General features: G+C 63.7%; 1 protein-coding gene. It reads right to left on the bottom strand.

The window, feature by feature from the left end:
• Nucleotides 1–2581, bottom strand: a 2581-nt coding sequence (locus tag FXV83_RS37510; protein WP_148744801.1) for a condensation domain-containing protein, incomplete at both ends; no start/stop codon positions are given.

The raw sequence follows: 2581 nt of genomic DNA, 5'->3' as shown, positions 1-2581 counted from the left end.
GGCACGGGCGCGCCATGACCGTCCAGCAGGTACACCCGCGTGTTGGCAATTGGCCGCCCGATCGGGACCACTGACCCATTAAAATCAGCCGGGCAAGTCCAGACTGTCGCGAAGGTGGTCGTCTCGGTCGGGCCGTAGCAGTGAATGAGACGTACGGGGCCTTTTTCTTTCAGCAATCTCAGAAATGAGGCAAGATCATTGCGCTCTCCTCCGCAGAGAAGGTACTTAAGTTGCGCTAACGTCGGAGCAATCGATGATGTATATTGGTTGAATAATGCTGTTGTTAGAAACAGTGACGTCACCCGGTGCTGTTCAAGCGCCCGGGCAAAACTGGGAGTATCCCTGACGGTGGCGGCATGCATGGCAACAATGCAACCACCGTTAAGCAGCGGCGCCCATACTTCGAATGTGCTTGCGTCGAAGGCGGGATTGCCAGCCCATGCCACACGATCTCCTGCATCGATCTTCGCATATCCACTGTTGATCACGAGCCGGTTGACGGCACGATGAGGAACAACAACTCCTTTGGGAAGGCCAGTTGAGCCGGAGGTGTACATTACGTAAGCGGCAGTCTCAGCGCTCAACGCCAGACCAGGATCGGAACTACATCCCGTTCCAACTATGAGCGGCTCAATAGCCAGAACAGGTATCGTCGCCTCAACCAGATCATCACCGTAAAGCACCAGGCGTGCAGCACAATCGGCCATCAGCCATTCTTGTCGCGCAGACGGAAGGGCGCGATCGATCGGCACATACACTCCGCCCGCCTTCAGGATCGCCAGCTGCGCCACCACAAGAGCGACGGAGCGGTCCAGCACTGTCGCAATGCGATCCCCCGGCTTGACCCCGAGGGCGATCAGATGATGCGCCAGCCGGTTGGCCCGCGCATTGAGCTCGCCATAGCTCAGCTGCTCGTCTTCGCAGACCAGCGCCACTGCCCCCGGCGCCTTTTGCACCTGCGCCTCGAACAGCTGATGGACGCATCGCTCCGACGGATAAGGCGCCGCCGTCCGGTTCAGCTCCTCCAGCAGATACGTGCGCTCGGCGGTCGACAGCAGCTCGATGCGGCCGACCGGCTGCCCCGCGTCGGCCACCATCGCCCGCAGCAGCGTCAGCAGATAACCACGCTGTCGCTCGATGCTCGCTTCATCAAACAGCGCCGTGGCATAACCGAACGCCCCGGCGATCTCCTCGCCATGTTCACAAAGGTTCAGCTCCAGATCGAACCTGACCTGATCGAGCCCCTCCCCGGCAGCCTCCACGCTCAGCCCGGCAAGGTCGAACGACTCGACGGCGTCGTGCTGCCAGGCCAACATCACCTGGAACAGCGGCGTGTGATCAAGATGCCGGGGCGGCTGCACGATCTCGACCACCTGCTCAAACGGCAGGTCCTGATGCTCCTGCGCAGCCAGCGCCGTGCGCCGCGTCCGTTCCAGAAGCTGCGACACGCTCGGCGCGCCCGACAGGTCGAGGCGAAGCGCCAGGGTGTTGACGAAGAAGCCGATCAACTCTTCGATCTCGCGCCGGCCGCGATTGGCGCTCGGCACCCCGATCACAAGGTCGTCCTGCCCCGACAGACGCGCCAGCACCGCCGCCCACGCCGCCAGCACCGTCATGAACAACGTCGTGCCATGTTGCCGGCTCAGCTGCTTCAGCCCCCGCGTCAGATCCGCATCGATGACGACAGGCACACTGGCCCCGGCAAACGACTGTTGCGCAGGCCGCGGCCGGTCCGTCGGCAAGTCCAGACGGGCCGGGGCGCCAGATAGATTATTGCGCCAATAATGCGCCTGGCTCTGCAGCCGCTCGCCCGAGAGCCACTGCCGCTGCCAGGCGGCATAATCCGGATACTGGATCGCAAGCGGCGGCAAAGGATCGTCCTGCCCAGCCTCGAACGCCCGGTACAGCTGACTGAGTTCACGCACCAGCACGCCCAGCGACCAGCCGTCCGAGACGATGTGATGCTGGGTCAGCAGGAAGACGTGTTCCTCATCCGACAGCCGGATCAGCCGGCCGCGGATCAGCGGGCCATGCGCCAGATCGAACGGCCTGCGCGCCTCTTGCTGGCACAGCTCCGCAAGCGCGGCGTCCGCATCTACCCTGTCCTGCAGATCGTGCTCCACCACCGGCAGCCCCGCATCCGGCGGCAGAACCTCAACCCGGGGTGTGCCCTGCGGTGCGACAAAGACACTGCGCAGCGCCTCATGACGCGCAAACAAGCGGTCAAGGCTGCGCTGCCAGGCGCTGCGGTCGAGCCTACCGCGCAGCCGCCACGCCAGCGGGATGTGATAGTTCGTGCTGCCCTCGTCCAGCTGCGCCAAAAACCATAGCCGCTGCTGCGCAAACGACAGCACAAGCGGCTCATGACGCGACACGGCCGCAATCACCGGCAGCTCTTGCGGACCGGCGCGGCTCAACATCTCGAGGATGCTTGCCGCCAGATCGGCCAGCACCGGCCTGGCGAACAGCGTCGACAGCGGCAGTTCGACCCCAACAGCCTGTGACAGCCGGCTCGACATCTGCACGGCCAAGAGCGAGTGGCCGCCCAGTTCGAAGAAGTGGTCGTGGCGCCCGATGCGCT

Source organism: Bradyrhizobium hipponense (genome assembly GCF_008123965.1).
Classification (GTDB): Bacteria; Pseudomonadota; Alphaproteobacteria; order Rhizobiales; family Xanthobacteraceae; genus Bradyrhizobium; species Bradyrhizobium hipponense.
The sequence above is the reverse complement of the archived record's forward strand: the minus strand, read 5'-3'. Positions and strand labels throughout refer to the sequence as shown.